Raw genomic sequence first — 26,504 nt, 5'->3', positions numbered from 1 at the left:
AGCTCGCACATTAGTGCGGGCTTTTTTACATAGAATATATTTAATACGGAATTTTACTATGTTCCTTACATATTAAAGTTTTTAGAAAGACTCAAATGTAAGCATAATAAGGAAGAAAAGTTGATTTTTTATTTCTAAAAACTGTATATTGAAGAGGAATATTCCTACATACGTAAAGGAGGGCTATTAATGAAACTAATGGAACAGCAACTGCATGAATTAGGTGGCTTGCGAGTACATATTATTCCGACTGATAAATTTAAAACAAATACCTTTGTATTTCGTTTTAAAGCACCTTTAAATGAGGAGACGGTGACAGAGCGTGCCCTATTGCCGTACGTATTGCAAAGTGCGACAGAAAAACTGCCTTCTGTAATTCGTCTTCGTCAATATTTAGAAGAATTATATGGATCTTCTTTAGCGGTAGATGTAAGTAAAAAAGGGGAAGACCATATCATCTCTATTTATGTAGACATTGCAAATGAAACATATTTACGCGATGCACCACCGTTATTTGAAAAAGCGATTTCTATGTTATCTGATATTGTTTTACATCCAGCAACAGAAGGGGACGGTTTTCTATCTTCTATTGTAGAAAGTGAGAAACGAGCACTCTTGCAACGAATTGAAGCTACTTATGATGATAAAATGCGTTATGCAAATGAGCGTTTAATTGCAGAAATGTGCAAAGTAGAACCATATCGCTTAAGTGCAAATGGAAAAAAAGAAAGTGTTGCTTCTATTACAAATGAAAGTTTGTATCAATATTATCAAAAAGTGTTAGCTGAAGATGAAATGGATTTATATATCATTGGTGATATTTCAGAAGATGCTGTGGGGCTTGTAAATAAGTATTTTTCGATTTCACCTCGCGCTATGAAAGAGAGAAATGTACTTCTTCATAAACGAAATAATGAAGAAAAAGAAATTGTTGAAAAACAAGAACTAAAGCAAAGTAAATTAAATATCGGCTATCGCACATTCATTACGTATAAAGATGAAGATTATTTTGCATTACAATTGTTTAACGGATTATTTGGAGGGTTTTCTCATTCGAAGTTATTCGTAAATGTCCGTGAAAAAAATAGTTTAGCGTACTATGCAGCATCGAGATTTGAAAGTCATAAAGGTTTGCTCTTCGTTATGTCTGGAATTGAAGCGAAGAACTTTGAAAAAGCTGTTGAAATTATTAAAGAACAGATGAAAGCAATGCAAAGCGGTGATTTTTCAGAGGAAGAGATTCAGCAAACGAAAAGTGTAATTCAAAATCAAATCTTAGAGGCAATTGATACACCACGTGGTTTTGTTGAAATGCTTTATCACGGGGTGATTTCAGAGCGTACGCGTCCAGTTGAAGAATGGCTAACGGGCATAGAAAGCGTGACGAAAGAAGAGATTGTGAAAGTTGCTAATAATATTGAACTAGATACAATTTACTTTTTACATGGAACGGAGGGAGAATAAATGGAGAAAATTGTGTATGAGCAATTAAAAGAGACGCTATATTATGAAAAACTTCCGAATGGATTAGACGTATATATCTTACCGAAACAAGGCTTCAATAAAACATTTGCAACATTTACGACGAAGTACGGTTCTGTTGATAATACATTTGTACCGCTTGGAAAAGAAGACATGACTCGTGTACCAGATGGAATTGCTCATTTCCTTGAGCATAAATTGTTTGAAAAAGAGGACCATGACGCGTTTCAATTGTTTAGTAAACAAGGTGCTTCAGCGAACGCTTTTACATCTTTTACAAGAACCGCTTATCTCTTTTCCTGTACATCAAATGTAGAGAGAAATTTAAATACACTGTTAGACTTTGTACAAGAACCGTATTTCTCTGAAAAAACGGTTGAAAAAGAAAAAGGTATTATCGGTCAAGAAATTCAAATGTACCAAGATAACCCAGACTGGCGTTTATACTTTGGATTAATCGATAGTTTGTTTGTGAAACATCCAATTAAAATTGATATTGCAGGGACGATTGAGTCTATTAGTAAGATTACAAAAGACCTACTGTATGAATGTTATGAGACTTTTTACCATCCGAGCAACATGTTATTATTTGTTGTTGGAGCGATTGATCCTGAAAAAACAATGGATTTAGTTCGTGAAAATCAAGCGAAAAAAGATTACGAAAATCAACCAGAAATCGTTCGCTCTTTTGAAGAGGAACCAGAAGAAGTAAATGAAAAGAAAAAGATTATTTCAATGCCTGTTCAAACTCCAAAATGTTTAGTTGGTATTAAGGCAACGAATTTAAAAGAAAAAGGGCAAGCTCTGTTAAAACAAGAAATTGCGCTTACATTACTTTTAGATTATTTATTTGGAAAAGGGTCAGTTCATTACGAATCTTTATATAATGAAGGTCTTATTGATGATTCGTTCTCGTATGACTATACAGAAGAAAATAACTTCGGTTTTGCAATGGTTGGTGGAGATACGAAGCACCCTGATGAATTGGCAGAGCGATTAAAAGGTATTTTACTACAAACGAATTATGATCAGTTAGATGAGACTGCGCTGGAACGGGTGAAGAAAAAGAAAATTGGTGGATTTTTACGATTGTTGAATTCACCTGAATATATTGCAAATCAGTTTACACGATATGCGTTTAATGAATCTAGTTTATTTGATGCTCTTACAGTGTTAGAAGGATTAACTGTTCAAGACCTACAACAAGCAGCAAAAACATTATTAGTTGAAGAGAAAATGAGTGTCTGCCAAGTGTTACCAAAAAAATGAAGTGATATGTGAATAAAAAACGCAGTATCTATATCCCTCATCTAACGTTTGGTTATTGCCAAATGGTAAGATGAGGGTATTATTTATTTATACATAAAAAGATAAGAGAGGGAATTTATGAAAAAGTATGCATTAGTAACTGGAGGAAGCGGAGGGATTGGCTCTGCTATTTCGAAGCAGTTAATCGAGGATGGTTATACAGTCTATATTCATTACAATAAAAACGAAGAGAAGATAAGGAGGTTACAAAAGGAGTTTGATGCAGTGATTCCTGTGCAAGCAAATTTAGCTTCTATCGATGGAGCAGAGAAATTGTGGGGACAAATTGAACATCCTATTGATGTTATTGTATACGCAGCTGGAAAGAGTATATTTGGATTAGTAACGGATGTTACGAATGAAGAATTAGATTATATGGTGGAGCTTCAAGTGAAGAGTGTATATAGACTTTTATCGATGGCGCTTCCACCGATGATCGGGCGGAGAAGTGGTAATGTTGTTGTTATTTCATCCATTTGGGGGCAAATAGGAGCGTCTTGTGAGGTGCTGTACTCAATGGTGAAAGGTGCACAAAATTCATATGTGAAGGCTTTAGCGAAAGAAGTTTCTCTAAGTGGATTGCGCGTTAATGCGGTAGCGCCAGGTGCGATCGAAACAGAAATGTTAAATGTATTTTCAGAAGATGATAAAAATGAAATTGCTGAAGATATTCCATTAGGTAGAATAGGACTACCCGAAGAGGTAGCAAAAACAGTCTCCTTCCTCGTTTCGCCAGGAGCTTCTTATATTACGGGGCAAATTATCGGAGTGAATGGCGGTTGGCATTGCTAAAAAATTCTTACATAAAAAACAAGAAATTGTACAAATTAAGCATGATTCTATTACTAAAATAGTGAGGTGCTTAAACATGTCAGTGTTAGATAATTTTGATCAGTGGAAGAGCTTTTTAGGAGAACGTTTAGAACAAGCGGGGGGAAAAGGGCTTGATGGTGGTGCCGTATCAGATATGGCATTTCGTGTTGGTGATTATTTAGCAAATGAAGTAGAAGCGCGCAACGATCAAGAAAAATTATTGTCTGAGCTTTGGAAAGTTGCTGATGAACAAGAGCAACATACAATTGCAAATTTAATGGTGAAGTTTGTACAACATAAGTAAAAGTAGAGAGGAGCTTCTCCTCTCTACTTTTTTTGTATAGTAATTAGGAGGAATAGATTATACATTTAGCTTCCCTATTAAGGTGAAATCATATAATATAGTACGTAGGTGTAAAGTAAGCGTAGGGGAGTGATCTTGGATGATTGAATGGTATTTTGAATATGAAATACATAAAAACCGACCTGGCTTACTTGGTGACGTTTCTTCGTTAATCGGTATGCTTGGCATCAATATTGTCACAATTAATGGTGTAGATAATGCACGACGTGGACTTTTGCTTATGTGTGATAATCAAGAACAAATCTCTAGACTTGAATCAATTTTAAATACGATGGATAATATAACGGTAACGAAATATCGTCCGCCAAAGCTTAGAGATAAGCTAGCAGTTAGACATGGTAGGTACATACAACGAGATGCAGATGATAAGAAAACATTTCGATTTGTGCGTGATGAATTAGGATTGCTTGTAGACTTTATGGCGGAGATAATGAAAAAAGAAGGTCATAAATTAATTGGGATACGAGGAATGCCTCGTGTCGGAAAAACAGAATCTATTGTTGCCGCAAGTGTTTGTGCAAATAAGAGATGGTTATTCGTATCATCTACTCTCATTAAGCAAACTGTTCGTAGCCAATTGATTGAAGATGAGTATAGCGACGATAATATTTTCATACTAGATGGAATTGTGTCGACAAAGCGTGCAAATGAAAGACACTGGCAGCTCGTTCGTGAAATCATGAGATTGCCTGCAACGAAAGTTGTGGAACATCCGGATGTGTTTGTGAGTCAGTCAGAATACACATTGGATGATTTTGATTATATTATCGAATTGCGTAACGATTATGATGAAGAAATTCAATATAATTTAGTAGATGAAATTGAGCAAGGTACGCAAAACAATTTCTCTATGTTCGACTTTTAAAGAAATATTGAGGTGTTAGTAGTGACGGAATTAGGACAAAAGCTGACAGAAGCAAGAGAAGCGAAAGGCTTATCTATTGATCAGCTGCATGAGATTACAAAAATTCAAAAACGCCATTTAGTAGCGATTGAAGAAGGCAATTATGATGTGTTGCCAGGAGCTTTTTATGCGCGTGCATTCATTAAACAATATGCAGATGCTGTTGGATTAAATGGAGAGGAATTGCTTGTGGAATATCAGAGTACGATACCACAGTCTGAAAAACGTGAAGTTCCACAAGTATCAACTGGACAAAAAACACAAGAAACAATGCAAAAATCTTCATCATGGCCAATTGCGGATCATATGCCCAAAATTTTGATTGCGTTGTTAGTAATCGCATTTGGAGTGGTAGTCTGGTTTGTTATTCAAGCGTTAACTGGAAAAGATGATAGGCAAGTTCAAAATGCTCAAAGTGAGAAAATTGAGGTTCAAAAAGCAAAAAATTCTCCGTTAGATACGAAGAAAGATGAAGCGAAAGCGGAAGAACCAAAAAAAGAAGAACCAAAAAAAGAAGAACCAAAAAAAGAAGAACCAAAGAAAGAAGAGCAACCAGCGCAACCAACGCAACCAACTGGACAACAAGAAGTGAAGGTAGTTGGAACGAGTGGTAAGGTATCTACTTTGGAAATTCATAATAATAAAACATTAGAACTGGAAATTTCGGCGAAGGGTGCAAGCTATGTAGATGTTAAAGATGATGCGGGTAACGAAATTCTAAACACTACAGTACAAAGTGGTCAAACAGAAAAACGTGATTTATCAACAGTAAAAGAAGTGCGGCTTAATATTGGAAGTGCACCAAATGTTGAAATTAAACTGAATGGCCAAGTGGTTACTTTCCCATTAGATCCAGCAAAAGAATATCACCAAAGATTGGTGATAAAAAACCAAGGGATAGGGCAAGCTGCGCAATAACAGTCATCGCTTCGATGACTTTTTTCAATGAACAAATGTTTTTGACATGATGGAGGAATAGCTGTGAATTTACCAAATAAAATTACAATATCTAGAATCTTCTTAATTCCAATTTTTATGGTAATTATGTTAGCGCCCTTTGAGTGGGGCTCATTTATAATTGGTGATGTAGAGTTACCAATTCAACATTTAGTAGGGGCACTTATCTTTATTATTGCTTCGGCTACAGATTGGATTGATGGACATTATGCAAGAAAGTATAATCTTGTAACGAATTTAGGGAAATTCCTTGACCCGTTAGCAGATAAATTACTTGTTTCGGCAGCACTTATCACATTGGTAGAAATGCAATATGTACCTGCTTGGATCGTTATTGTAATTATAAGCCGTGAGTTTGCAGTAACAGGTTTACGCCTTGTACTTGCTGGGACAGGAGAAGTAGTTGCAGCAAATCAGCTAGGGAAAATTAAGACATGGACACAAATTATTGCGATTGCAGCATACTTATTACATGATGTACCGTTAAATCTACTTCATATTCCAGTTGCAGATATTTTCATATGGATTGCGTTATTCTTTACCGTTATTTCAGGATGGGATTATTTCTGGAAAAATAAAGATGCTTTTGTAAACTCAAAATAGAAGTTTATGGGGGAATTGGGATGAATGCTGAAATTATTGCGGTTGGAACGGAATTATTACTTGGACAAATTGCAAATACAAATGCCCAGTTTTTATCTGAAAAGTTAGCTTCAATCGGAATTAACGTGTACTACCATACTGTTGTTGGGGATAATAACAAGCGATTACAGAAGGCAATTGAATTGGCTGAAGAACGAGCTGATATGCTCATTTTCACAGGTGGATTAGGACCGACAAAAGATGATTTAACGAAAGAAACAATAGCGTCTAGTTTAGATGAAGAGCTTGTGTATGATGAAAAGGCATTAACATCGATAAGCGATTATTTTAAGCGTACAGGCCGTGAATTTACGGAGAATAATAAAAAGCAGGCGCTCGTTTTAAATGGATCGACTGTATTTGCGAATGATCACGGTATGGCGCCTGGTATGGGATTAAATACGAACGGAAAAGTTTATATTTTATTACCAGGACCACCAAAAGAAATGAAGCCGATGTATATAAGTTACGTAGAGCCTTTTTTATGTAAGTTTACAACGGGGGAAAATATTTATTCTCGTGTTCTTCGTTTTTTTGGTATTGGGGAATCTCAATTAGAGGTGAAAGTTCAAGATTTAATTGATGGACAAACGAACCCAACCATTGCACCACTTGCAAATGATGGAGAAGTGACATTACGTTTAACTGCCAAACATTATGATGCTGATGAGGCGGAGAAACTGATTCAGCATGTGGAAGATTTGATTTTAGAAAGAGTAGGAGAATTTTTCTACGGATATGACCAAGATTTCCTTCATTACAAGGCAATAAGGCTATTGAAGGAAAAAGGGTTAACTTTAGCGTGTGCAGAAAGTTTAACAGGTGGTCTTTTTGGAAATCAAGTAACAGAAAATGCTGGTGTTTCGTCTGTATTTAAAGGCGGTGTCATTTGTTATCAAAATGATGTGAAGCAACAAATTTTACATGTACCTGAAGAAGTGTTACGTACTGATGGCGCGGTTAGTAAACAGTGTGCTCGCTATCTTGCTGAAAATGTAAAGGAACTGTTAAAAGCAGATATCGGAATTAGTTTCACTGGGGTGGCTGGACCGGATGCTTCAGAGCATAAAGAACCAGGAACAGTATTTATTGGATTGGTGATTAAAGATGAACCAGCTGTAGTCTTCTCGCTTAATTTAAGTGGAAGTCGTCAACAAATTAGAGAACGCTCTACAAAATATGGATTTTATCATTTATTTAAAAAGCTAGAAGAGATATAAATTTCTTCTAGTTTTTTTTGTTGGAAAACCTAGTTTTATTCGATATAAAATAAAAAAACGAATAAATGTTCGATTTTTGTTGGCAAATTGAATTGAAAATAGGTATAATAAGATTAGCAATTTAGTTAAGGAGGAATTTTGAATGAGCGATCGTCAAGCGGCATTAGATATGGCGTTAAAACAAATAGAGAAGCAATTCGGTAAAGGTTCAATTATGAAATTAGGAGAACAAGCGGAGCGTAGAATTTCTACAATTTCAAGTGGTTCTTTAGCACTTGATGTGGCACTAGGGGTAGGCGGATACCCACGTGGCCGTGTTATTGAAATTTATGGACCTGAAAGTTCAGGTAAAACAACAGTTTCATTACACGCAATCGCGGAAGTACAGCGTCAGGGTGGACAAGCAGCGTTCATTGATGCGGAACATGCAATGGATCCTGTATATGCACAAAAATTAGGTGTTAACATAGATGAATTACTATTATCACAGCCTGATACAGGGGAGCAAGGACTAGAAATCGCAGAAGCACTTGTACGAAGTGGAGCGGTTGATATTATCGTAATTGACTCTGTGGCAGCTCTTGTACCGAAAGCTGAAATCGAAGGGGACATGGGTGACTCTCACGTTGGTTTACAAGCACGTTTAATGTCACAAGCACTTCGTAAACTTTCAGGTGCAATCAACAAATCAAAAACAATCGCAATCTTTATCAACCAAATTCGTGAAAAAGTTGGGGTTATGTTCGGGAACCCAGAAACAACTCCAGGTGGTCGTGCGTTGAAATTCTATTCAACTGTCCGTCTTGAAGTACGTCGTGCTGAGCAGTTAAAGCAAGGTAACGATATTGTTGGTAATAAAACGAAAGTAAAAGTAGTTAAAAATAAAGTAGCACCACCATTCCGTGTTGCTGAAGTTGATATTATGTACGGAGAAGGTATTTCAAGAGAAGGTGAAATCTTAGATATGGCTTCTGAACTTGATATCGTTCAAAAGAGCGGTGCTTGGTACTCTTATAATGAAGAACGCTTAGGACAAGGTCGTGAAAATTCGAAGCAATTCTTAAAAGAGAATACGGATTTAAGAGAAGAAATTGCCTTCTTTGTTCGTGAACATCACGGAATTGGTGAAAACTCTGGTGTTGAAGACACGGAAGATTCAACTCGTCAAGATTAAAAAATAAAAGACACGGTCCCGTGTCTTTTATTTTTTAATCCACTATGAAAGCGTTATATATAGCTGGAGATAAAATATTTATTCTATCCAAAAGGCTATGTGTAAAGGGGAATATTCATATATTTTAAGTGAATGAATTGGGATTTTCTAAGGTTTTCCAGGATAATATGCTGTCTGTTTTTTAAATCCATATAAGATTCAGGGCTTAAGGTAAAGAAAGTAAAAGTAGACAACGCTTGACAATGAAAATTGCGATAGATACAATGAGAATGTATATTTTTTCTTATATACGATATACTCTTCTCAAGAAGAGAAGTAATATTCGGAGTAAGACTTAAATCTTGCCGAAATAATAATATGACATTTTAATTGTGAAATGAAGAAAGTCCCTTAAAAAAGCGGGACGACGGTCTTTGCTGTACGTTGTAATTCAATGTACATGCCGACAGTCTTTTTTCATTCATAGCAAGGGGAGGTGAAATCATGAGTAGTAGTACAGTTTGGATACTCATCTCCATTTTGCTTGCAACAGTCGGTGCAGTTGTTGGCTTTTTTGTTCGAAAGTCTATTGCTGAAGCGAAGATTAATGGTGCAGCTAATGAAGCAAAACGTATTCTAGACGAAGCGAATCGTGATGCTGAAGCACTTAAGAAAGAAGCGCTTTTAGAAGCAAAGGATGAAATTCATACACTTCGTACAGAAGCTGAATTAGAAATTCGTGACCGTAGAAGCGAATTACAAAAACAAGAAAATCGTTTAATGCAAAAAGAAGAGAACCTTGATCGTAAAGACGAAACGCTCGATAACCGCGAGCGACAGTTAGAAAAGAAAGAGGAATCTCTTGTAGCGAAACAACAACAGATTGAAGAGTTGGAAAGCAAAGTGGGAGAGTTAGTTCAAAAGCAACAAACAGAATTAGAGCGCATTTCCAATCTGACCCGCGAACAAGCGAAAGCAATTATTCTTGGTAAAGTGGAAAGTGAAGTTTCTCATGAAATTGCCGTTATGGTAAAAGAAAGTGAAGTTCGCGCGAAAGAAGAAGCGGATAAGAAGGCAAAAGAGATTTTATCTCTTGCAATGCAAAGATGTGCAGCTGATCATGTTGCTGAAACAACCGTTTCGGTTGTAAATCTTCCAAATGACGAAATGAAGGGACGTATTATCGGACGTGAAGGTCGTAACATTCGTACGCTAGAAACGTTAACAGGTATTGACCTTATTATCGATGATACACCAGAAGCTGTAATTCTATCTGGATTTGACCCGATTCGTCGTGAAACAGCTCGTATCGCTCTTGATAAACTAGTACAGGACGGACGTATTCACCCAGCGCGTATTGAAGAGATGGTCGAAAAATCAAGACGTGAAGTGGACGAGTATATTCGTGAAGTCGGAGAGCAAACAACGTTTGAAGTGGGTGTTCATGGCTTACATCCAGATTTAATTAAAATTTTAGGTCGTTTAAAATACCGTACAAGTTACGGACAAAACGTCTTAAAACACTCTATGGAAGTTGCATATTTAACTGGACTTATGGCAGCGGAGCTTGGTGAGGATGAAAAACTAGCAAGACGTGCTGGTCTATTACATGATATCGGAAAAGCAATCGATCATGAAGTAGAAGGTAGCCACGTTGAAATTGGTGTTGAACTCGCAACGAAATATAAAGAGCATCCTGTTGTAATAAACAGTATCGCATCTCACCATGGTGACACAGAACCAACTTCTATCATTGCAGTTCTAGTTGCTGCAGCAGATGCATTATCAGCTGCAAGACCGGGAGCTCGTAGTGAAACGCTTGAGAATTACATTCGTCGTCTTGAAAAGTTAGAAGAAATTTCAGAGTCTTATGAAGGCGTAGAAAAATCTTTCGCAATTCAAGCAGGACGTGAAGTTCGTATTCTGGTAAAACCAGATACAATTGATGATTTAGAAGCTCATCGTTTAGCTCGTGATATTCGAAAACGTATTGAAAATGAACTGGATTATCCAGGACATATTAAAGTAACTGTTATTCGTGAAACACGTGCAGTGGAATACGCAAAATAAAGTGGTGAAACACCACTTTATTTTTTTGTGTTGGAATTGGGTAAAATAAAGAAAATTATTTATGAGCAGTATGCAAGTGAAAGAAACTTATAATAGATAAATTGTAACTGTTGTAAGGAAATAGCTTTAAGGTTATAGTATGGTAATAAAAAATGTAGTACATAGAAAGGGTAAGACATATGAGAATATTATTTGTTGGGGATGTAGTAGGATCTCCTGGTAGAGACATGATTCAACAGTACGTACCGGCATTAAAGAAGAAATATACACCGACAGTAACAATTATTAATGGAGAAAATGCTGCGGGTGGACGTGGAATTACGGAAAAAATATATCGAAACTTTTTAGAGTGCGGGGCACAAGCGGTTACGCTTGGAAACCACGCTTGGGATAACCGTGAAGTATTTGAATTTATCGATGATGCAAAATATCTTGCAAGACCAGCTAACTTCCCAGAAGGAACGCCGGGAAAAGGGCTTATCTTTGTAAATTGTAATGGAACAGAAGTTGCAGTTATTAACTTACAAGGACGTACTTTCCTTCCTCCAATTGATTGTCCATTCCGTAAAGTGGATGAGTTAATCAGTATTGCAAAAAAACGTACAAACATTATCTTTGTTGATTTTCATGCTGAAACAACAAGTGAGAAGCAGGCGTTAGGTTGGTATGTAGACGGTCGTGCTACAGCGGTAGTAGGTACACATACACACGTTCCTACAGCTGATAATCGTATTTTACCAAGCGGAACAGCTTATATTACAGATGTTGGTATGACAGGCCCATATGATGGGATTTTAGGTATGGATCGCGAAGCGGTATTGAAGAAGTTTTTAACGAACTTACCAGTGCGTTTTGAAGTGACGAATGGTAGAACACAATTAAGTGCAGTGTTAATTGATGTGGATCCTAATACAGGGAAAGCAAAGAAAATTGAGCGCATTTTAATTAATGATGATCAGCCATTTTTTGACTGATTTTTAACGAAAAGTTAGAGAATTCGTTATATTTTAATTTTTTAGAAAAATTACAGAGATTTAGCAGGAATACGTGCCATTCCTCGTGAATATAAGTTAAAGTGAAATAATTGCTATTACTTTTTATAGAAACGAGGAGGAAACGCGGAATGGAAATATTAAAAGTTAAAGCAACGTCGGTCCCTAATTCTGTAGCTGGTGCACTTGCAGGTGTTATTCGCGAACGCGGAACAGCAGAAATTCAAGCTATTGGTGCAGGTGCATTGAACCAAGCGGTAAAGGCAGTAGCGATTGCAAGAGGATTTGTAGCGCCTAGCGGTTTGGACTTGATTTGTATCCCAGCGTTTACAGATATTATGATTGATGGTGAAGAGCGTACAGCGATAAAATTAATTGTAGAACCTCGTTAAGTTGAAACAACCTGTTTGCATGTATGCAAACAGGTTGTTTTTGTAATGGAGGAATGAAAATGAAAATTTTTGATGCACATTGCGATGTACTCTTTCAGTTATGGAGTGCAAAGGGAAAAAAAGACTTTCAAAACGATTCACAATTACATATTACATTTGAACAATTAATGAAAAGAAAAGGAAGTATACAATGCTTTGCTATATATATACCAGAAACAGTAGCGTATGAAAAGCGTTTTGAAGTTGCGCTGCAAATGATAGATATTTTTCATAATGAAATTCTATCGCTACCAGGAATGAAGTTTATTCAGACAAAAAACGATATTAGCATGCTAAAACAGGACGAGGTTGGAGCATTATTAACATTAGAAGGATGCGAAGCAATTGGAAAAGAGGCGATGAAATTACGTTTGTTTTATCGCTTAGGTGTACGTTCCTTTGGATTGACATGGAACTATGCCAATCTGTTAGCTGATGGAGCGCTAGAGGCACGTGGAGCAGGTTTAACTACATTTGGTAGACAAGTTGTACAAGAACTTAATACGTTACATTTATGGACCGATGTGTCTCACTTAAATGAAAGAAGCTTTTGGGATGTTATTGAAATTGCTAAAAACCCAATTGCATCTCATTCAAACTGTTATCAACTTTGTGGGCATCCACGCAATTTAACCGATGAACAAATAAGAGCCCTTATAAAGAAAAATAGCATTATTGGTATTACTTTCGTACCGCAGTTTTTAACGAATGAAAGACAAGCGAATATAGCAGATATATTAAGGCATGTGGAATATATTTGTTCATTAGGTGGAGAAAAAAATATAGGATTCGGTTCTGATTTTGATGGGATTTTAGAAACTGTTGTAGGTGTAGAAGCATATAGGGATTATGAAAATATAATGAATAAACTGTGTAAAAAGTATAATGAATCAACTGTAGAGCGATTTTTGTATAAAAATTTTGTTGACTGTATAACGTTCTAAAGAATATGTTTTAAAAATTCAGAAAAATTAAAATAAATTTACTTGAATTTATTGATTTTTTTAAGACCTAATACTAGAATGGTAAACGAAATAGCATTATACTAAAGATTAAGGGAAATCAGAAGAGGCATAATTTGCGTCCATTGTAGTTTATTTGCATAAAAAATGCTAAACTATTACTGTAAAAAAATACACTACAATGAATGCAGCCAAAAGGGGTGTAGGAGATGATTAGTCAACTTTCATGGAAAGTTGGAGGCCAACAAGGTGAAGGAATTGAAAGTACAGGAGAAATCTTCTGTATTGCATTAAACCGATTAGGATATTACCTATACGGTTACCGCCACTTCTCATCACGTATTAAAGGCGGCCATACAAATAATAAAATTCGCGTAAGTACAACAGAAGTACGTGCGATCTCAGATGATTTAGATATTTTAATTGCTTTTGATCAAGAAACAATTGATTTTAACTTCCACGAACTACGTCCGGGCGGAATTGTAGTTGCAGATGCGAAATTTAATCCGACAATACCTGATAATACAGATGTAAATCTATATGTGATACCGTTTACGGATATCGCTTCAGAATTAGGCACATCTTTAATGAAAAACATGGTTGCTGTTGGGGCATCTAGTGCGGTATTAGGATTAGACGAAACAGCTTATTTAGAGGTTGTTGAAGAAATCTTTGGTCGTAAAGGAGAGCAAGTCGTTCAAAAGAATATGGAAGCAATTAAACGCGGCTCTCAATACATGAAAGAATTGCTTGGTGAGAAAGTAAACATGATGCAGCTTGAAAAAGCTGATGGTCAGAAACGCATGTTTATGATTGGAAACGACGCAATCGCATTTGGTGCGGTAGCTGGTGGTGCTCGCTTTATGTCTGCATATCCAATCACACCTGCATCTGAAATTATGGAATATTTAATTAAAAAGTTACCAAAAGTCGGCGGAACAGTAATCCAAACTGAGGATGAAATCGCAGCTTGTACAATGGCGATCGGTGCAAACTACGCTGGTGTTCGTACATTAACAGCATCTGCTGGTCCTGGTCTTTCTTTAATGATGGAAGCAATTGGTTTAGCAGGTATTACTGAAACACCGCTAGTTATCATTGATACACAACGCGGTGGCCCAAGTACGGGCTTACCAACAAAACAAGAGCAGTCTGACTTAATGGCTATGATTTACGGAACGCATGGTGAAATTCCAAAAATCGTAATGGCGCCAAGTACAGTTGAAGAAGCTTTCTATGATATTGTAGAAGCGTTTAACTTAGCAGAAGAATATCAAGTGCCTGTTATTTTCTTAACAGATTTACAGCTTTCTTTAGGAAAGCAAACAGTAGAACCACTTAAGTTAGATAAAGTGGAAATTCGTCGTGGTAAGCTTGATTTAGAAGTAGAATTACCAGAACGTGAAAATAAAGCATACTTCAAGCGTTATGAAGTAACAGAAGATGGGATTTCACCACGTGTTTTACCTGGTATGAAAAATGGTATTCACCATGTTACAGGTGTAGAACATGATGAAACGGGTAAACCATCTGAATCAGCGTTAAATCGTAAAGATCAAATGGACAAACGTTTCCGTAAAATGGCGAATTTACAGTTTAATACCCCTATTTACAAAAATGCTAAGCATGATGACGCAGATGTATTGTTAGTAGGCTTTAACTCAACTCGTGGTGCGATCGAAGAGGCAATGCAGCGTTTAGAACAAGAAGGAATGAAAGTAAACCATGCCCATGTACGTTTAATTCATCCGTTCCCAACAGCTGAAATCGATCCACTTGTGAAAAAAGCGAAGCGTGTTGTAGTAGTAGAAAACAATGCAACTGGTCAGCTTGCTAACATTATGAAAATGAATCTTGGCAATGGTGAGAAAATTTCTAGTCTTTTAAAATACGATGGAAATCCATTCTTGCCGAAAGAGATTTACAACGAATGTAAAAAAGGGGTTGTATTAAATGGCAACATTTAAGGACTTTCGTAACAGTGTAAAACCAAACTGGTGCCCAGGTTGCGGAGACTTCTCGGTGCAGGCTGCGATTCAGCGTGCGGCAGCTAACGTTGGTTTAAATCCAGATGAGCTAGCTGTTATTTCTGGTATCGGCTGTTCCGGTCGTATTTCAGGGTATATTAATTCATATGGTTTGCATAGTATTCACGGACGTGCTCTTCCGATTGCACAAGGTGTGAAAATGGCAAATCGTGATTTAACAGTTATTGCATCCGGTGGTGACGGTGATGGTTTTGCGATTGGTATGGGACATACAATCCATTCTATTCGTCGTAACATTGATATTACGTACATCGTAATGGATAACCAAATTTACGGATTAACAAAAGGTCAAACTTCACCACGTAGTGAAGCTGGATTTAAAACGAAAAGTACACCACAAGGTTCAATTGAACCATCACTAAATGTTATGGAAATGGCTTTAACAGCTGGTGCGACATTTGTGGCGCAAAGCTTTTCAAGTGATTTAAAAGAATTAACGCAAATTATTGAAGCTGGTATTAACCATAAAGGCTTTTCATTAATTAATGTATTTAGTCCATGTGTTACTTATAATAAAGTAAATACTTATGATTGGTTTAAAGAGAATTTAACGAAACTAAGTACAGTAGAAGGATATGATCCATCTAACCGCATGATGGCTATGCAAACATTAATGGAAAAGAACGGGTTAGTAACAGGTTTAATTTATCAAAACACAAAGCAGCCTTCTTACCAAGAGCTTGTAAAAGACTATAGTGAAAAACCTTTAGTGCAAGCTGATTTGAATATGGATCAGAAAATGTTTGATGAGCTTGTTGCTGAATTTATGTAATAATCGGAGAGAAGGTTGCCGCTTGGTAACCTTCTTTTTGAGTGAATAAAAATAATTAATAGATTTGTTTACTTAGAAAATTCAGAATGATAAAATAATATATAAATCGTTGTATAAAAATAGCATGTTCAATAACTGTGAAATGAAATATAGGATAAGAAGCCTTCTTCGTTAAAGTTGGCTAAAGGCTCTATACTATGATAATGTGTATAGGGATAAAGCAATATACTTTTGGGTAGGACAAGATGAAATAAAAAAAGGGAATGTCTATTTGTGTGGGGAAGACTTCATTCTTACGGATGATTAGATCGATTACTCAAGTTTCAAAGGGCAAGTTATCTCTCATGCTATCTAACATCATTGAGATGGGTCTAAGCGCATTAAAATGGACTACAGAGTGTGTGTATAGTTAAGGGTGAAAGGAGATTACCGATGAACGAGCAACAACGATTAGCAAGTCGACAAGCAAATTCCTCTACGAAAAAAGAAGAGAAAGATTATAGTAAATACTTTGAAAGTGTATACCAACCACCTTCCTTGAAATTGGCGAAAAAGCGTGGGAAAGAAGAAGTTAAAATTGAAAGAGATTTTGGCCTACCTAAAGAGTTTCGCGATTTTGGCGCAGGAAGAAAGTTTTACATTCGTACATATGGCTGTCAAATGAATGAGCATGATACAGAAGTAATGGCTGGGATTTTTACAACACTTGGATATGAGCCAACCTTTTCAACTGAAGAGGCAGATGTGATTTTATTAAATACTTGTGCAATTCGTGAAAATGCTGAAAATAAAGTGTTCGGTGAACTTGGTCATTTAAAATCATTAAAGCGAAGAAATCCGGATCTTATAATTGGTGTATGTGGTTGTATGTCTCAAGAGGAATCTGTTGTAAATAAAATTATGCAAAAAAATCAGCATGTAGATATGGTGTTTGGTACACACAATATTCATAGATTACCGTATATTCTAAAGGACGCAATGTTCTCAAAAGAGACGGTAGTTGAAGTTTGGTCAAAAGAAGGGGATGTAATTGAAAACCTTCCGAAAGTACGTCGTGGTGATATTAAAGCTTGGGTAAATATTATGTATGGCTGTGATAAGTTTTGTACATATTGTATTGTACCGTATACACGCGGAAAAGAGCGCAGCAGACGTCCAGAAGATATTATTAAAGAAATTCGCCATTTAGCTGCGAACGGTTATAAAGAAATTACGTTACTTGGACAAAACGTAAACGCATACGGTAAAGACTTTGAAGATATACAATATGGTCTTGGCGATTTAATGGATGAACTTCGTAAAATCGATATCGCGCGTATTCGTTTTACAACAAGCCATCCACGTGATTTTGACAATCATTTAATTGATGTTCTTGGAAAAGGTGGTAACCTAGTAGAACATATCCACTTACCGGTTCAATCTGGTAGTACAGATATGCTTAAAATTATGGCGCGTAAATATTCGCGAGAACACTATTTAGAGCTTGTACGAAAAATTAAAGAAACAATTCCGAATGCAGTGCTAACGACTGATATTATCGTTGGTTTCCCTAATGAAACGGATGAGCAGTTTGAAGAGACGATGTCGTTATATCGTGAAGTAGGATTTGATACGGCATTTACATTTATTTATTCTCCGCGTGAAGGTACACCAGCTGCAAAAATGCAAGATAATGTTCCGATGGAAGTGAAGAAAGAGCGATTACAACGCTTAAATACACTAGTGAATGAATATGCAGTTAATAAGAATAAGCGTTATATAGGTCAAATTGTAGAAGTATTAGTTGAGGGAGAAAGTAAGAATAATCCTGAAGTACTTGCGGGATATACACGTACGAATAAACTTGTAAACTTTGTTGCTTCAAAATCTTTAATTGGTCAGCTTGTGAAAGTAAAAATAACGGAAGCAAAAACTTGGTCTCTTAACGGGGAATTGGTTAAGGAGCCGATTGAGGTGAAATAATAGATGAAAGTATATACGAAAGATGAAATTGTTGAGCAAGCGAAAGAATTAGCGAAAATGATTTCTGAAACAGAAGAAGTCGATTTCTTTAAGCGAGCAGAAGCACAAATTCATAAAAATGAAAATGTAAAGCGAGCAATTGATGAAATAAAAGCTTTGCAAAAACAAGCAGTAAACTTGCAACATTATGGGAAATGGGAAGCTTTGAAAAAAGTAGAAGCTGAAATTGATGCACTTCAAGATAAGTTAGATAATATCCCAGTTGTACAGGAGTTTAAATCTTCACAAACGTATGTAAATGACTTACTACAGCTAGTTGCTAGTACCATTTCTAACAATGTAACAGATGAAATATTAGTTTCAACTGGCGGCGATGTGTTGAAGGGTGAAACTGGTGCAGCAGTAGAAAGTAAAAAAGGAAATTGTGGTTGTTAAAGAGATGTCTTATTGACATCTCTTTTTTTAGTGGGTTATATCGGAAATTCTTCTCAAAAAAAAGAATGACACATTCCGCTATTGTCACGCATATGATTAAGTGAATAGTGATTGAGGAGGGTTACGAATGTCCGAATTTAGAGAGATTATTACAAAAGCAGTGGTTGGAAAAGGACGTAAGTATACAAAGTCAACGCATACATGTGAATCGAATAATGAGCCAACAAGTATTTTAGGGTGCTGGGTAATTAACCATTCGTACGAAGCGAGAAAGAATGGAAAACATGTGGAAATTGAAGGTTTCTATGATGTAAACACTTGGTATTCATTTGATGGAAACACAAAGACTGAAGTTGTAACAGAACGTGTTAACTACAATGATGAAGTAAGTATTGGGTATCGTGATAAAAACTTCTCTGGTGACGATTTAGAAATTATCGCTCGTGTAATTCAGCCGCCAAATTGTTTAGAAGCTCTTGTATCGCCAAATGGTAATAAAATTGTTGTGACGGTAGAACGTGAATTTGTAACAGAAGTAGTTGGGGAAACGAAAATTTGTGTAAGTGTAAATCCTGAAGGTTGCGTAGAATCAGACGAGGATTTCCAAGTCGATGATGATGAGTTTGAAGAATTAGATCCGAACTTTATCGTCGATGCAGAAGAAGAGTAAGAGAAAGCTAGGGAGAAGTTCTTCCTAGCTTTTTACAGTACATAAGTGGTTCTGCATCAACATGATTCCTTATGAAATGTGCTATAATGAGAAAAGACTCCTGGAATAGGAGATATGGATGTCCGTGAAGTGTGACATATATGAATATAGATTATTATGTAAGAATTATGGAGGAAAGACATGACGCAATATACGCCTATGATACAGCAATACTTAAAGGTTAAGGCAGACTATCAAGATGCCTTTTTATTTTTCCGATTAGGTGATTTTTATGAAATGTTCTTTGAAGATGCGGTTAAAGCAGCTCATGAACTTGAAATTACATTAACGAGCCGAGATGGTGGTAGTAGTGAACGTATACCGATGTGTGGTGTACCGCATCATGCAGCTAAAAATTATATTGAACAACTTGTTGAAAAAGGATATAAAGTAGCTGTTTGTGAGCAAGTGGAAGACCCAAAAACAGCTAAAGGTGTAGTACGTCGTGAAGTAGTACAACTAATTACGCCAGGAACGATGATGGAAGGGCGTACAATAGACGAGAAGGAGAATAACTTCTTAGCAGCATTAACACATTTCGAAGATGGATCTTATGCGCTAGCTTGTAATGACTTAACGACTGGACAAAATACAGTGACGTTATTAACTGGTTCAGTAGAAGATATTTTATTAGAAGTGTATGCGACTGGTTCAAAAGAAATTGTTGTAGATTCTACATTTTCAAAAGATGAATTAAATAAGTTAACTGAAACATTAAAAATGACGATTTCGTATGAAGATACAACAACTATTCCAGAAGGATTAGAACATCTTGTGAAAAGTGTTTCCCAAGCAAAATTAATTAAAGCAATTGGACGCTTATTTAACTATGTGATAAGAACACAAAAACGTTCGTTAGATCACTTGCAACCAGTAGAAATTTATTACACGAATCAATTTATGAAAATTGATGTGCATTCAAAACGCAATTTAGAGTTAACAGAGACTCTTCGCACGAAGGAAAAGACAGGCTCATTATTATGGCTATTAGACAAAACAAAAACGGCTATGGGTGGGCGTATGTTAAAACAGTGGATGGAACGTCCACTTATCCAGAAAGAAAAAGTTGAAGAGCGTTTAGAAATGGTTGAAACGTTTGTAAATGATTACTTCTTACGTGAAGATTTAAAAGAAAAGTTAAAAGAAGTATATGATTTAGAGCGTTTAGCAGGGAAAGTTGCATTTGGTAATGTAAATGCACGGGACTTATTACAATTAAGACGTTCTTTACTGCAAGTACCAGCTATTTTAGAAGCGATTAGTCTGTTAGATAATGCTTATGCAGCAAGGTTAATTCAAGGTGCAGATCCATGTGAGAGCTTAACTGAATTACTAGGAAGAAGTATTCAAGAAAACCCACCGCTTTCTATTAAAGATGGAGATATTATTAAAGATGGCTATAATGATAAGCTTGATCAATATCGTTACGTTAGTAAAAACGGAAAAACGTGGATTGCTGAGCTTGAAAAACGAGAGCGTGATATTACAGGGGTTAAATCATTAAAAATTGGGTACAACCGTATTTTCGGCTACTATATTGAAGTGACGAAGGCTAATCTTGCAGCACTTCCAGAAGGGCGCTATGAGCGTAAACAAACACTTGCAAATGCAGAGCGTTTCATAACAGATGAGCTAAAAGAAAAAGAAACATTAATCTTAGAAGCAGAAGAGAAAATTGTACAATTAGAATACGATTTATTTACAGTACTTCGCGAAGAAGTAAAAGTATTCATTCCGAAATTACAGCATTTAGCGAAAGTAATTAGTGAACTAGACGTACTGCAAAGCTTTGCGACAGTTAGTGAAGAAGAGCAGTTTGTAAAACCTGTTTTAACAAATAAGCGCGAAATCTTTATTAAAGATGGTCGTCATCCTGTCGTTGAAAAAGTATTGAACGGGAAATTGTATGTACCGAATGATTGTATTATGCCGGAGAAGATGGATGTCTTTTTAATTACAGGACCGAACATGTCTGGTAAAAGTACGTATATGAGACAATTAGCACTTGTTACTGTTATGTCACAAATTGGTTGTTTTGTACCAGCGACAGAAGCAGTATTACCTGTCTTCGATCAAATCTTTACGAGAATTGGTGCAGCGGATGATTTAATCTCAGGTCAAAGTACATTTATGGTTGAAATGTTAGAAGCGAAAAATGCAATTGCAAATGCATCAGAGAGAAGTTTAATTTTATTCGATGAAATTGGACGCGGTACATCTACGTATGATGGTATGGCACTTGCGCAAGCAATCATTGAACATATTCATGACCAAATTGGTGCGAAAACATTATTCTCTACACATTATCATGAATTAACAGTGTTAGAAGAAAGTTTAGACCAACTAAAGAATGTACATGTTTCAGCAATTGAAGAGAATGGAAAAGTAGTTTTCCTTCATAAAATTCAAGATGGAGCGGCTGATAAAAGTTACGGAATTCACGTTGCTCAACTTGCCGAGCTTCCAGAGAGCTTAATCGCTCGCGCGAAAGAAGTGTTAGCACAACTAGAAGGACAGGAAGAAATTGTTATTCCGAAACGAGTAGAAGTGAAAGTGCCAGAAGTCGCTCCAGAACCAGTTGTTGTAAAAGAAGAACCAGCAGAAATACAAGAGACGAAAGTAGAGACTGAGGAAGAATCGCAATTATCATTCTTTGGTGGAGAACAGTCTTCGAAAAAACAAGACAAGTCAGTTCTAGATGCAAAAGAAACGGCAGTACTTGCACAAATTAAAAAGATTGATTTACTCGATATGACGCCTTTAGAAGCGATGAATGAACTGTATCGTTTACAGAAAAAGTTAAAGAAAGGATGAGTAAGTAGATGGGGAAAATTCGCAAACTCGATGATCAACTCTCTAACTTAATTGCGGCAGGGGAAGTAGTAGAGCGCCCTGCCTCAGTTGTAAAAGAACTCGTGGAAAATTCCATCGATGCGAATAGTACATCTATTGAAATCCACTTAGAAGAAGCTGGATTATCGAAGATTCGCATCATCGATAATGGAGATGGTATTGCTGAAGAAGATTGTATCGTTGCATTTGAACGACACGCAACGAGTAAAATTAAAGATGAAAATGATTTATTTCGTATAAGAACGCTCGGTTTCCGCGGAGAGGCCCTGCCGAGTATTGCCTCAGTGAGTGAATTAGAGTTAATTACGAGCACAGGTGATGCGCCTGGTACACACCTTAGTATTAAAGGTGGAGACATTATAAAACAAGAGAAAACGGCAAGCCGAAAAGGAACAGATATTACTGTACAAAACTTATTTTTTAATACACCAGCGCGCCTTAAATATATGAAAACGATTCATACAGAGCTTGGGAACATTACAGATATCGTGTATCGTATTGCAATGTCACATCCAGAAGTATCGTTAAAACTGTTTCATAATGAAAAGAAATTGCTTCATACATCAGGAAACGGTGATGTAAGACAAGTACTTGCATCGATTTACAGCATTCAAGTTGCAAAGAAGCTTATTCCGATTGAAGCTGAGTCTCTAGACTTTACAATTAAAGGTTATGTAACATTACCAGAAGTAACGAGAGCGTCGCGTAACTATATGTCAACGATTGTAAATGGCCGTTACGTTCGAAATTTCGTATTAATGAAAGCAATTCAGCAAGGATATCATACGTTATTGCCAATCGGAAGATACCCAATCGGCTTCTTATCAATTGAAATGGATCCAATGCTTGTTGATGTCAACGTACATCCAGCAAAATTAGAAGTACGCTTTAGTAAAGAACAAGAATTGCTAAAGCTTATCGAAGAAACATTGCAAGCTGCATTCAAAAAAATACAACTCATTCCAGATGCTGGTGTAACAACGAAGAAAAAAGAAAAAGATGAAAGTGTGCAAGAACAGTTTAAGTTTGAGCATACAAAACCGAGAGAATCATCTATGCCTAACATCGTTTTACCAACAGGAATGGATGAGAAACAAGAAGAAACAACGACTGTAAAACAACCAGTACAACTGTGGCAACCGCCGAAGCAAGAATGGCAACCACCACAGTCACTCGTAAGAGAAGAGCAAAGCTGGCAGCCATCCTCTAAGCCGGAAACGGTTCGGGAGGAAAAGGAATGGACTAGCAACGATGACGATTTTGAATTAGAGGAATTGGAAGAAGAAGTCGGGGAGATAGAAGAGATTGAAATGAACGGTAATGACTTACCGCCGCTTTATCCAATTGGACAGATGCACGGAACATATATTTTCGCTCAAAATGATAACGGGCTATATATGATTGATCAGCATGCTGCGCAGGAGCGCATCAATTATGAATATTTCCGTGATAAAGTGGGACGAGTTACGCAAGAAGTACAAGAATTACTTGTACCGTACCGCATCGATTTATCTCTTACCGAATTTTTACGTGTCGAAGAGCAGTTAGAAGAATTAAAAAAAGTCGGACTATTTTTAGAGCAGTTTGGCCATCAATCCTTTATCGTTCGTTCGCATCCAACGTGGTTCCCGAAAGGACAAGAAACAGAAATCATTGATGAGATGATGGAGCAAGTCGTAAAACTGAAAAAAGTAGACATAAAAAAACTACGCGAAGAAGCAGCGATTATGATGAGCTGTAAAGCTTCAATTAAAGCAAATCAATATTTAACGAATGATCAAATATTCGCTTTACTTGAAGAACTTCGTACAACAACAAACCCATATACATGTCCGCATGGAAGACCGATTCTGGTGCATCATTCTACTTATGAGTTGGAGAAGATGTTTAAGAGGGTTATGTAGGGTTAATGTCCAAAGAGAAAAAGTTCGTTCCCAGTTATTTGAAACGGTTTGAAAGTGCCTAGTATTATTTATATGTGTTGAAAGAAAATAAAATAAATATGTAATAGCAATGTTCTCTACAGTTATTTTAATAAAATATAGAGAGAAATAAAAAGGGGCGATAGTAACAAGTCGCTCCTTTTTAATATAATTCTTTTGCAACTATATTTTAAAAATTCATTTATAAACTAGAGATAACCTATTTGTAATTTATATGTGCTTTCTCATTTTTTTTGTAAGGAAAGGGGCTTTTAATTTACAGATTTATCAGAATTATGTAAAGTGTATATAAAACCATAAAATGGGGTGTTCTTTATGTGTACTAGTTTGACATTACAGACAAAAAACGGTCAGCACCTTTTTGCAAGAACGATGGATTTTACATTAGATTTGAATCAAGAAGTAATAATCATTCCTCGACATTACCAGTGGAATAATATAACTGGTGAAATCATTAATACGAAACATGCTACGGTCGGAATGGGGATTAATCATCAAGGAAGGGTCATTATGGCGGACGGAGTAAATGAAGCAGGTATGACATGTGCAACACTCTATTTTCCAGGATTCGCTACTTATAGTAAAAGTATAGATAATAACAAAACGAATTTGGCTCCATTTGATTTTGTGACTTGGAGTCTCACACAATTCAATTCTGTCAAAGAGTTAAAGAAATCTGTAGATAGCATTACCTTTTTGGATATACCATTACCGGATTTAGGACTTACGCCGCCACTCCATTGGATTTTAGCGGATAAATGGGGAGATTGCATTGTACTGGAGCCGACAAATGAAGGATTAAAAATGTATGACAACCCACTAGGAGTGATGACTAATAGTCCGGAGTTTAGTTGGCATTTACAAAATTTAAGACAATATATTGGCCTTAAATCGCAGCCATTCGCGCCAACAGAGTGGAGTAATGTACCATTAAGTGCTTTTGGTCAGGGCTCAGGTTCAATGGGACTTCCAGGGGATTTCACCCCACCATCAAGGTTTGTGCGGGCAGCATATGGCAAACAAAACATTCAAGATATAGATAGCGAAGAAGAGGGAGTATCGGCCCTTTTTCATATCTTATCAAATTGCGAGGTTCCTAAAGGCGGAGTAATAACAGAAGAAGGTACATTAGATAATACCATATATACAAGCGTAATGTGTATGGAGTCCGGAACATATTATTATCATACCTACGATTGTAGACAAATTATAGCTATTCATTTATTTCATGAAAATTTAGATACAGATGAGATTAAAGCCTATTCGTTCCAACGGAAACAAAAAATATTTTATGAAAACTAAGTAGCTTTGAAACAACGCTTAGTAAATTTTCAAATATATATAATAGAGCAATAATGACCTATAAAAAGTAGGAATCGGAAGGGATAATTGATAATCTAATAAGTAACCCGAATAAATATCCCTTAAGAAAAAATAGACGCAAAATATTCAAGGTATTATATAAATTCAATACAATGACTCCTACCAGTAAAATTCTGCTGGTAGGGGCAGGGGCATTGGCTAAGAAACTTATTTTTTCATTAAACTAGCTTTTATTTCTTCTAGAAGGCCCATTAAAGTGCTATTAGGTAAAATAAACATGGACGTACTACTCCATTTATAAATAGCAAAGAACAAAAAAGGTGTGGAAAATATCCATACCTTTTTTGTTCTTCTATTATCTATGTATAAAAAAGCGCCGTATATCAGCACTTTTTAAAAGTACATGAGTTGTATAAGAAAGATTTATACATTACTAAAAACATAACTATGCAAGGTCTAATATAGATTCTTCTTTGGCACATTGTTACAAGGATCTATACGGTTATTTATTTTTATTATTATTAATTTTTTCAGTATATAAAACCTGCTCTTTATAATGCTTTTTAATTGGGAAGTTATGTGTACCAGAGCCGTTTTTGAAAGTTTTATTGATGGGGTTTTTTAGAGGGACTGTTGTAGTTTCAGTAAATTCATATGGGTAATTTATTTTAGATTTATCTTCAAACATGAAAATGCCTCCTTTTTAGGATTTCCTGAATTCTTTACTATAACATGATATGCATATAGATTTTTTTTGGACTAGTTATTTATATAGGTTAATGGAATTTAATTACGTAACTACTGAAATATTTCAAAGGAAAACAATGTGAGAAATATATTATAATGATTTCTTTTATTTATTAGCGAAGGGAATCTTGCATATATATTCGTTATAGATTGTTTTTATAATGTAATGTATATATAGTTTTCCTGATAATATAATGTGGAATGTTATAGTGTTATTAGGTTATTAGGAACATTTAATGTTGTTTCACAACTGAAAGGGAATTGCAAAAAAACTGAAACTTTTCTCATAAAAATTCAATCTTACTTGAAAAATGAAAGGAAAATGAAATTTTCTAAAAGGAATTCTTTGTTAAGATAAAAAGCATACATACAAAAAAGTATTGACATATCTCAAAAATGTATTTTCGAGATATA

The 26,504-nt window shown here is 36.0% G+C and carries 22 protein-coding genes; 21 read left to right on the top strand and 1 reads right to left on the bottom strand.

Annotated features, from left to right (window positions below; translation table 11 throughout):
- Window positions 1-189: 189 nt before the first annotated feature.
- From yfmF to MKY90_RS18925, 21 genes are all read left to right on the top strand, one after another.
- Window positions 190-1,464 carry an EF-P 5-aminopentanol modification-associated protein YfmF gene (gene yfmF / locus MKY90_RS19025; protein WP_098168956.1) on the top strand — a complete coding sequence of 425 codons (1,275 nt, stop codon included), beginning with the start codon at window positions 190-192 and terminating at the stop codon, window positions 1,462-1,464.
- The gene (gene yfmH, locus MKY90_RS19020; RefSeq protein ID WP_098168955.1) at window positions 1,465-2,751 is read left to right on the top strand and encodes an EF-P 5-aminopentanol modification-associated protein YfmH; all 1,287 of its coding nucleotides are present in this window, start codon (window positions 1,465-1,467) and stop codon (window positions 2,749-2,751) included.
- A gap of 117 nt (window positions 2,752-2,868) precedes the next feature.
- The gene (gene ymfI / locus MKY90_RS19015; protein ID WP_098168954.1) at window positions 2,869-3,582 is read left to right on the top strand and encodes an elongation factor P 5-aminopentanone reductase; all 714 of its coding nucleotides are present in this window, start codon (window positions 2,869-2,871) and stop codon (window positions 3,580-3,582) included.
- A 76-nt stretch (window positions 3,583-3,658) separates the two neighbouring features.
- Complete coding sequence (locus MKY90_RS19010) at window positions 3,659-3,907, top strand: DUF3243 domain-containing protein (RefSeq protein ID WP_000114449.1); 249 nt, start codon at window positions 3,659-3,661, stop codon at window positions 3,905-3,907.
- Window positions 3,908-4,046: 139 nt separating this feature from the next.
- Window positions 4,047-4,832, top strand: coding sequence for a DUF3388 domain-containing protein (locus MKY90_RS19005; RefSeq protein WP_000574107.1), 786 nt, complete (start codon window positions 4,047-4,049; stop codon window positions 4,830-4,832).
- Window positions 4,833-4,853: 21 nt separating this feature from the next.
- On the top strand, window positions 4,854-5,789 hold the full coding sequence (locus tag MKY90_RS19000; RefSeq protein WP_341092301.1) for a helix-turn-helix domain-containing protein: 936 nt from the start codon (window positions 4,854-4,856) through the stop codon (window positions 5,787-5,789).
- Between the two features lie 63 nt (window positions 5,790-5,852).
- On the top strand, window positions 5,853-6,431 hold the full coding sequence (gene pgsA / locus MKY90_RS18995; protein ID WP_002014596.1) for a CDP-diacylglycerol--glycerol-3-phosphate 3-phosphatidyltransferase: 579 nt from the start codon (window positions 5,853-5,855) through the stop codon (window positions 6,429-6,431).
- A gap of 20 nt (window positions 6,432-6,451) precedes the next feature.
- Window positions 6,452-7,690 (top strand): competence/damage-inducible protein A, encoded by a 1,239-nt coding sequence (locus MKY90_RS18990; protein WP_033731186.1) that lies wholly within the window; start codon window positions 6,452-6,454, stop codon window positions 7,688-7,690.
- A 142-nt stretch (window positions 7,691-7,832) separates the two neighbouring features.
- Entirely contained in the window at window positions 7,833-8,864 is a 1,032-nt protein-coding gene (gene recA, locus MKY90_RS18985; RefSeq protein ID WP_002014599.1) for a recombinase RecA, read from the top strand.
- Between the two features lie 483 nt (window positions 8,865-9,347).
- Complete coding sequence (gene rny / locus MKY90_RS18980; RefSeq protein WP_002014600.1) at window positions 9,348-10,913, top strand: ribonuclease Y; 1,566 nt, start codon at window positions 9,348-9,350, stop codon at window positions 10,911-10,913.
- A 179-nt stretch (window positions 10,914-11,092) separates the two neighbouring features.
- Window positions 11,093-11,887, top strand: a complete 795-nt coding sequence (locus MKY90_RS18975; protein ID WP_002014601.1) for a TIGR00282 family metallophosphoesterase — start codon at window positions 11,093-11,095, stop codon at window positions 11,885-11,887.
- A 149-nt stretch (window positions 11,888-12,036) separates the two neighbouring features.
- A complete protein-coding gene (gene spoVS / locus MKY90_RS18970; RefSeq protein WP_000404341.1) occupies window positions 12,037-12,297 on the top strand; it encodes a stage V sporulation protein SpoVS in 261 nt (86 codons plus the stop codon).
- 59 nt (window positions 12,298-12,356) lie between these two features.
- A complete protein-coding gene (locus tag MKY90_RS18965) occupies window positions 12,357-13,280 on the top strand; it encodes a dipeptidase (RefSeq protein WP_341092299.1) in 924 nt (307 codons plus the stop codon).
- A gap of 227 nt (window positions 13,281-13,507) precedes the next feature.
- Complete coding sequence (locus MKY90_RS18960; RefSeq protein ID WP_016092174.1) at window positions 13,508-15,265, top strand: 2-oxoacid:acceptor oxidoreductase subunit alpha; 1,758 nt, start codon at window positions 13,508-13,510, stop codon at window positions 15,263-15,265.
- Window positions 15,252-16,118: a 2-oxoacid:ferredoxin oxidoreductase subunit beta gene (locus MKY90_RS18955; RefSeq protein ID WP_002088040.1), complete on the top strand. Its 867-nt coding sequence runs from the start codon at window positions 15,252-15,254 to the stop codon at window positions 16,116-16,118. The genes MKY90_RS18960 and MKY90_RS18955 overlap by 14 nt, the downstream gene beginning before the upstream one ends.
- 432 nt (window positions 16,119-16,550) lie before the next feature.
- A complete protein-coding gene (gene miaB / locus MKY90_RS18950) occupies window positions 16,551-18,080 on the top strand; it encodes a tRNA (N6-isopentenyl adenosine(37)-C2)-methylthiotransferase MiaB (RefSeq protein WP_033731185.1) in 1,530 nt (509 codons plus the stop codon).
- 3 nt (window positions 18,081-18,083) lie between these two features.
- A complete protein-coding gene (locus MKY90_RS18945; RefSeq protein WP_002033698.1) occupies window positions 18,084-18,515 on the top strand; it encodes a RicAFT regulatory complex protein RicA family protein in 432 nt (143 codons plus the stop codon).
- 127 nt (window positions 18,516-18,642) lie between these two features.
- Window positions 18,643-19,185, top strand: coding sequence for an outer spore coat protein CotE (cotE, locus tag MKY90_RS18940; protein WP_002014610.1), 543 nt, complete (start codon window positions 18,643-18,645; stop codon window positions 19,183-19,185).
- 180 nt (window positions 19,186-19,365) lie between these two features.
- Window positions 19,366-22,038 (top strand): DNA mismatch repair protein MutS, encoded by a 2,673-nt coding sequence (mutS, locus tag MKY90_RS18935; protein WP_033731184.1) that lies wholly within the window; start codon window positions 19,366-19,368, stop codon window positions 22,036-22,038.
- Between the two features lie 8 nt (window positions 22,039-22,046).
- Complete coding sequence (gene mutL, locus MKY90_RS18930) at window positions 22,047-23,981, top strand: DNA mismatch repair endonuclease MutL (RefSeq protein WP_033731183.1); 1,935 nt, start codon at window positions 22,047-22,049, stop codon at window positions 23,979-23,981.
- Window positions 23,982-24,335: 354 nt separating this feature from the next.
- Window positions 24,336-25,322, top strand: a complete 987-nt coding sequence (locus MKY90_RS18925) for a choloylglycine hydrolase family protein (protein WP_215599412.1) — start codon at window positions 24,336-24,338, stop codon at window positions 25,320-25,322.
- Between the two features lie 523 nt (window positions 25,323-25,845).
- Here the strand turns inward: MKY90_RS18925 and MKY90_RS18920 are convergent.
- Entirely contained in the window at window positions 25,846-26,031 is a 186-nt protein-coding gene (locus tag MKY90_RS18920) for a hypothetical protein (RefSeq protein ID WP_000461142.1), read from the bottom strand.
- Window positions 26,032-26,504 lie beyond the last annotated feature (473 nt).

It is taken from the genome of Bacillus sp. FSL P2-0099, from assembly GCF_038007445.1.
Lineage (GTDB): Bacteria > Bacillota > Bacilli > Bacillales > Bacillaceae_G > Bacillus_A > Bacillus_A mycoides.
The sequence above is the reverse complement of the archived record's forward strand: the minus strand, read 5'-3'. Positions and strand labels throughout refer to the sequence as shown.